Genomic DNA, 7666 nt, shown 5'->3' with positions numbered 1-7666 from the left:
GTGTCTGTGCTTATGAACTAGGTTTGCATCAAGCCCAAACTGTAAAAGAAAATAATCGTGTTTCATACATTGATGGTAACCAACCAAGCCAAAAGGCAGAGACTTTGACACCTGATGAAGTCAGTAAAAAAGAAGGTATAAATGCTGAGCAAATTGTTATCAAGATTACTGACCAAGGTTATGTGACCTCTCATGGAGATCATTATCATTACTATAATGGCAAGGTTCCTTATGACGCTATCATCAGTGAAGAACTGCTGATGAAAGATCCGAATTATCAGTTGAAGGATTCAGACATTGTCAATGAAATCAAGGGTGGCTATGTGATTAAGGTAGATGGTAAGTATTATGTCTATCTTAAGGACGCAGCACATGCTGATAATGTTCGCTCAAAAGAAGAAATCACTCGTCAGAAGCAGGAACACGGTAGTAATCACGGAGGTGGTTCTAGCGATAAAGCAGTAGTCGCTGCCAGAGCTGAGGGTCGTTATACAACGGATGATGGTTATATCTTTAATGCCTCTGATATCATTGAGGACACAGGTGATGCCTATATAGTTCCTCATGGCAATCATTTCCACTATATTCCTAAGAGTGACTTGTCTGCCAGTGAATTAGCTGCAGCTCGAGCCTTCCTATCTGGAAAGACTAATCAACCAAGCTCAGTTGGGTATCGTCCTTCAACAAATTCTTCTAGCAGCTCATCAGAGGCATCAAATAGTAGTTCATATGGACAAATGAATCAAAGCAATGTTGAAGCAAATACTAGAAGATGGACTCCAAGTGTTAGCCCACAAGTGGATAATAGCTATCAAGCTAGTCCGAGTGAAGACGTATCCAGTCTCTTGAAACAACTTTATGCTTTGCCGCTTAGCCAACGACATGTGGAATCAGATGGACTTGTCTTTGATCCGGCGCAGATTACAAGAAAAACTGCGAATGGTGTTGCAGTGCCACACGGAGATCATTATCACTTTATTCCTTATTCTCAAATGTCTGATTTAGAGCAGAAGATTGCAAGAATGATTTCTGAAAATTATCAAGGAAATCATACTACTGCAGGTGATAAAGAATTAAAACCAATTCCGACTCCAATCCCTGCTCCAGAGCCTACCCCAATACCAAGTCCACAACCTGTACCAAATCCTCAACTAGCTCCAAGCAATCCAATTGATGGAAAATTGGTAAAACAGGCGATTCGAAAGGTGGTTGATGGTTATGTCTTCGAAGAGAATGGAATTTCGCGTTATATTTCTGCCAAGGAACTTTCAGCAGAAACTGTTGCAGCCATTGATAATAAACTTGCCAAACAAGAAAGTTTGTCTCATGAGTTAGGAGCTAAGAAAACCAATCTTGCATCTGGTGATCAAAAATTTTACAACAAAGTTTATGATTTACTAGCAACAGTTCATCAAGATTTGGTTTCCAATAAAGGACGCCAAGCTGATTTTGACGCTTTGGATAGACTATTGGAACGTCTCAACGATGAGTCAAGTGATAAAGTCAAGTTAGTTGATGATATCCTTGCTTTTCTAGCGCCGATTCGTCATCCAGAACGTTTAGGAAAACCAAATGCACAAATAGCTTACACAGATGATGAGATTCAAGTAGCCAAGTTGGCAGGCAAGTATACAACAGAAGATGGCTATATCTTTGATCCTCGTGATATCACCAGTGATGAGGGGGATGCCTATGTAACTCCGCATATGAGCCACAGTCATTGGATTAAGAAAGAAAGTTTGTCTGAAGCTGAAAGAGCAGCAGGTCAAGCTTATGCTAAAGAGAAAGGTTTGACGCCTCCTTCAACAAATTATCAAAGTTCAGGAAATACTGAGGCTAAGGGAGCAGAAGCGATTTACAATCGAGTAAAAGCAGCTAAGAAGGTACCACTTGACCGTATGCCTTACAATCTCCAACATACTGTGGAAGTTAAAAATGGAAGTTTGATTATACCTCATTATGACCATTACCATAACATCAAATTTGAGTGGTTTGACGAAGGACTTTATGAGGCACCTAAGGGGTATACTTTAGAAGAGCTATTTGAAACTGTGAAGTATTATGTCGAACATCCAAACGAACGTCCACATTCAGATAGTGGTTGGGGCAATGCGAGCGACCATGTTCAAAGAAACCACAATAGTCAAGCTACTAACAATCAAACAGAGAAACCAACAGAGGAGAAACCTCAGACAGAAAAAATTGAGGAGGAAAAACCTCGCGAAGAAAAACCGAAAACTGAGAAAGCAGAATCTCCAAAACCAAAAGAACCAGAGGAATCAGAAGAAGAATCACCATCGGAACCAGAGGAACCTCAGGTTGAAACTGAAAAGGTTGAAGAAAAACTGAGAGAGGCGGAAGAGTTACTTAAAAAGATTCAGGACCCAATTCTTAAGTCCAATGCCAACGAAACTCTCACAGGATTAAAAAATAACCTGTTATTTGGTTCCCAGGACAACAATACTATTATGGCAGAAGCTGAAAAGCTATTAGTCTTGTTAAAGGAGAGTAAGTAACTATACAACTATTATAGAAGATAAAAAGGGAGCAGAATATGGATTCTGTTCTCTTTTTTATGAAATTGTGTAAAAATTCTTGACATATTTTCTAAATAAAGATAAACTATTTACTAGTTAATTAAATGGTTAAACACTAGTTAAGGAGTTATAGTGAAAAAGAGGACGATTTTAGTATTGATGACCAGTGTATTGGTTCTGGTATTAGCTGCTTGTGGCCAAAAGGAAAGCCAGTCAGGTAAAGGGATGAAAATTGTGACCAGTTTTTATCCTATTTATGCCATGGTCAAGGAAGTATCTGGTGACTTGAATGATGTTCGAATGATTCAGTCAAGTAGCGGAATTCACTCCTTCGAACCTTCAGCAAATGATATCGCAGCCATCTATGATGCAGATGTATTTGTCTACCATTCGCATACACTCGAATCTTGGGCAGGAAGTTTAGATCCCAATCTAAAAAAATCTAAAGTTAAGGTTTTAGAGGCTTCAGAAGGAATGACATTGGATCGTGTCCCTGGTCTAGAAGATGTGGAAGCAGGTGATGGAGTTGATGAAAAAACGCTTTATGACCCTCACACTTGGTTAGATCCTGAAAAAGCTGGCGAAGAAGCCCAAATTATAGCTGATAAACTTTCAGAGGTTGATAGTGAACACAAAGAAACTTATCAAAAAAATGCGCAAGCCTTTATCAAAAAAGCTCAAGAATTGACTAAGAAATTCCAACCTAAATTTGAAAAAGCGAGTCAGAAAACATTTGTAACCCAACATACAGCCTTTTCTTATCTAGCTAAGCGATTTGGACTCAATCAACTTGGAATCGCAGGTATCTCTCCAGAACAAGAACCAAGTCCAAGACAACTAACAGAAATTCAGGAATTTGTTAAAACCTATAAGGTTAAGACGATTTTTACAGAAAGTAATGCTTCTTCGAAAGTAGCTGAAACTCTTGTCAAATCAACAGGTGTGGGGCTTAAAACTCTTAATCCTTTAGAGGCAGACCCACAAAATGACAAGACTTATCTAGAAAACCTAGAAGACAATATGAGTGTTCTAGCAGAAGAATTGAAATGAGGAGATTATGAAAATAAATAAGAAGAAACTTGCTGCTGGTGCAGCTGTCGTCCTTTCTTTAAGTCTTTGTATTTATGCATTGAATCAACATCAGACAGGAGAGAATAAAGATACGAATCGTGTATCTTATGTCGATGGGAAACAAGACACTCAAAAAACAGAGACACAAACACCAGAGCAAGTTAGCAAAAAAGAAGATATTCAGGCTGAACAGATTGTTGTGAAAATCACTGATCAAGGTTATGTGACTTCACACGGTGATCATTTCCATTATTATAATGGGAAAGTTCCTTTTGATGCGATTTTCAGTGAAGAACTTCTGATGAAAGATGCCAATTATCAATTGAAAGACGCTGATATTGTCAACGAAGTCAAAGGTGGTTACATTATCAAGGTGGATGGTAAATATTATGTTTACCTTAAGGATGTGGCACATGCGGATAACGTTCGTTCGAAGGACGAAATTGAACGCCAAAAACAAGGTCATACTCACGATGCACCAACATCTAATAGTGCAGTGGCGCTTGCTCAATCTCAAGGTCGCTATACTACTGATGATGGCTACATCTTTAATGCATCTGATATTATAGAGGATACTGGGGATGCTTATATCGTCCCTCACGGTGGACATTACCACTACATTCCAAAGAGTTCCTTGTCTGCTAGTGAATTGGCTGCAGCTCAAGCCTATCTCTCTGGAACTAGAAATCAGCCTAGTGTGACTGACTATCGTTCAAGTACAAATGGGACTGGTCAAACTACCAAGCCTATTCAACAGGCTGAAATACCAACTAATAAATCCGAGAGTCTTCAAAGTCTATTACAGCAGCTTTATGCTCTTCCAAGTACTCAACGATATACTGAATCGGATGGTTTGACTTTTGACCCTGCTAAGATTTCAAGCAGGACACCGAGTGGTGTAGCGATTCCTCATGGAAACCACTATCATTTCATCCCATATACAAAGCTTTCTGCATTAGAAGAAAAGATTGCGAGAATGATTCCTCTAACTAGTGACAGTGAGAAACCAACACCATTGGAGAATCCAAGCAAACCAGCAGAAAAACCTACTCAGCAAAACCATCATCATGAGAAAGACGGTGATCATGGAAGTCAGGCACATAAGCATGAAGAACATGGACATGACGCTCATCATGATGAAGACCATGATCACGGTTTTGATGCTAATCGTGTCATCAGTGAGGATGAACAAGGCTTTGTCATGTCACACGGTGACCACAATCATTACTTCTTTAAGAAAGATTTGACAGCAGAGCAAATTAAGTCGGCTCAAGATCATTTAAGAGGTAAGACGCCAGTAACACCAAGTCCAGCACATGATGATGAACACGATAAAGATAATCATGGGAACCATCATGATGAAGACCATGATCATGGTTTTGATGCCAATCGTGTCATCAGTGAGGATGATCAAGGCTTTGTCATGTCACACGGTGATCACAATCATTACTTTTTCAAGAAAGATTTGACAGCAGAGCAAATTAAGGGCGCCCAAAATCATCTGAAAAGTAAAACGCCATCAGTACCAAGTCCAGCACATGATGATGAACACGATAACGATAATCATGGGAACCATCGTGATGAGGAGCATAATCATGGTTTTGATGCAGATAGAGTCATCAGTGAAGATGCCGCAGGATTTGTCATGACTCACGGAGACCATAATCATTACTTCTTTAAGAAGGATCTAACACCAGAACAAATCAAGGCCGCGCAGGATCATTTGAGAGGTAAAACGACAGTAACACCAAGCCCAGCCCATGATGATGAACACGATAACGATAATCATGGCCACAAACATGATGAAGACCATGATCACGGTTTTGATGCTAATCGTGTCATCAGTGAAGATGCGGCAGGCTTTGTCATGAGTCACGGAGACCATAATCATTACTTCTTCAAGAAAGATTTGACAGCTGACCAAATTAAGGCCGCGCAGGATCATTTGAGAGGTAAAACGACAGTAACACCAAGCCCAGCCCATGATGATGAACACGATAACGATAATCATGGCCACAAACATGATAAAGACCATGATCACGGTTTTGATGCTAATCGTGTCATCAGTGAGGATGAACAAGGCTTTGTCATGAGTCATGGTGACCACAATCATTACTTCTTCAAGAAAGATTTGACAGCAGAGCAAATTAAGGCAGCTCAGGATCATTTGAAAACACATCATGATGCGGAGCCTGTAAAACCTCTTGCTAAAACGGTAGAGTCTTTCTCAAGAGATGCTAGCGATGAAGAAAAGATTGCTTATATTTCGAAGACCTACGGTGTTCCACTTGAAGCGATTAGAATTTCAAACGGATTCTTTGTCTTTGGAAATCCAGACCAAGCTTACGATCCAACTCATATCCACCCATATGCTGTTCGTAAGGAACATGTTCGTTTGCCACTCCAAACTGGCAACCCAGAACTTGATTTCCTAAATGAACTTTATACTACTGCTTTGCGAGATGGTGTGTCTCCTTATAGTTTACAGGTAGAAAATGGTAGTTTTGTGATTCCTCATGGCGACCATAATCACTACATCAAGGTGCAAACTAAGGGCTATGAAGTGGCTTTGAAAAATAAGATTCCAGCCCTACAATCCAATTATCAACCTGGAGCTTTTGATGAGAAGGCAGTCTTGGAAAAAGTAGATCAACTTTTAGCTGATAGCAGAAGCATCTACAAAGACAAGCCTATCGAACAAAGACAGATTGAGTTAGCTTTAGGTCAGTTTACTGAGAACATGAAGAAACTGGCAACTAACTCTACAGCAGGTTATCTTGCGACACTTGATCTCTTTGATAAGCAATATATCCATATTGATGAAAGTGTTAAACCTACTGAAACAAGTGCTTTAGATAAGAAATATCAAGCCTTGATTGATAAAATCAATACACTGGATACAGACTCTTATGGACTTCCTAAGAAAGACCTTCTTGTTCGACTTCAAGAAGCTAAATTGGCAAAAGATGAGGCTGCTTTAGCAGCGGTTGAATCACAACTTCAAGCTCTTCAAGATTTTAATGATCGAACAGGTGTTACAACTGTAGAATACATCAAGTATTTCTACGAACACGTAAATGACGGTCGTTTAAATGATGAACTTCGTAATAAAGTGGCTCAGTTGACTTGGACCTTGTATCAATCTCAATCTTTCCTTAAGGCAGCAGAATTGAACAAATTATTCCCAAGCATCTATCAGGCAAAACAAGAAGTGGAAGAAGCTTTGAAAGCTCAACCAACTACTGCTAAATCGACTAAGACAGTTCTAGATACTGAAAAAGTAGATAACCAAACTGCTAAGACAGCTATTTATGGCTTCTTGAAAGAATTGTACGGAGACTTTATGCCTGAAGAGCATGTCAATCATGTCAGCAAGGAAGAAGTAGAAAGTCTTTTGAGCAAGGCAACTCAACTCTTGGAACAAATCCAAGAAGAAGGAATCAGACAATCCTTGGCAGAAGAAGTAGAAAATCTCAAAGCTGCTACAAACAAGGTTGATGCAGACTTGGATGAAGTAAACAGCCAGGTAAAAGATGTCTTGACTCGTATTGCTAGCGCCCTTCAACAAGAGGAGGAAAATGCAGAGCAAGATCCTCAGACACTTGTACTTTATCAAAAACTCTACGATATTCTTATGTCGCTTCACGCATACTTAGAAAACAATAAGGGTTCTGATGCCGACTTTGATAAGGTGGATGCATTACTAGATCAACTTTCTGCTAAGAGTAAGGATAAAGCCGCTTTACTTGAATTGACAAAAACTATCCTAGTCTTGAATCAAGAAATCAAGTCAAAATCAAGTGCAAGTGAAGAAACAACTCCATCAACAAATGCTGAATCAAATGGTGATAAGACAAGTGCTGAAAACCAACCTAACTCAACTACAGAATCTAACAGTGAAACTGCCATCGACGAAAACAAACCGAGCAAGGCAACAGATTCTAAACCAGATGAATCAACTTCAGAAAAGGAAACAACAGAATCTACAACAAGTACTGGAAATCAAGAAAAACCAGCAGAATAAAAAGAAAGGCGAGGTAGCTGAGCTACCTCGTCTT

At 39.5% G+C, this 7666-nt stretch carries 3 protein-coding genes; all 3 read left to right on the top strand.

Going from position 1 to position 7666, the window contains the following annotated elements; translation table 11 throughout:
- The coding region (locus HMPREF2613_RS04275) for a pneumococcal-type histidine triad protein (protein ID WP_070479234.1) at positions 1–2516 on the top strand (2516 nt) is incomplete at its 5' end.
- 180 nt (positions 2517–2696) lie between these two features.
- Positions 2697–3587: a zinc-binding lipoprotein AdcAII gene (gene adcAII, locus HMPREF2613_RS04270; protein ID WP_398577595.1), complete on the top strand. Its 891-nt coding sequence runs from the start codon at positions 2697–2699 to the stop codon at positions 3585–3587.
- A gap of 7 nt (positions 3588–3594) precedes the next feature.
- Entirely contained in the window at positions 3595–7632 is a 4038-nt protein-coding gene (locus tag HMPREF2613_RS10925) for a pneumococcal-type histidine triad protein (protein WP_083279207.1), read from the top strand.
- The last annotated feature ends 34 nt before the right edge of the window (positions 7633–7666 follow it).

Source organism: Streptococcus sp. HMSC070B10 (assembly GCF_001808665.1).
Taxonomy (GTDB): Bacteria; Bacillota; Bacilli; order Lactobacillales; family Streptococcaceae; genus Streptococcus.
Note: the sequence above shows the minus strand (reverse complement) of the source record. Positions and strands in the feature narration are given on the sequence as shown.

What these genes read in the sequence shown, in the direction of transcription:
- adcAII (WP_398577595.1), top strand. Translation starts at nt 2,697, where the DNA reads ATGACCAGTGTATTGGTTCTGGTATTAGCTGCTTGTGGCCAAAAGGAA.
- HMPREF2613_RS10925 (WP_083279207.1), top strand. Translation starts at nt 3,595, where the DNA reads ATGAAAATAAATAAGAAGAAACTTGCTGCTGGTGCAGCTGTCGTCCTT.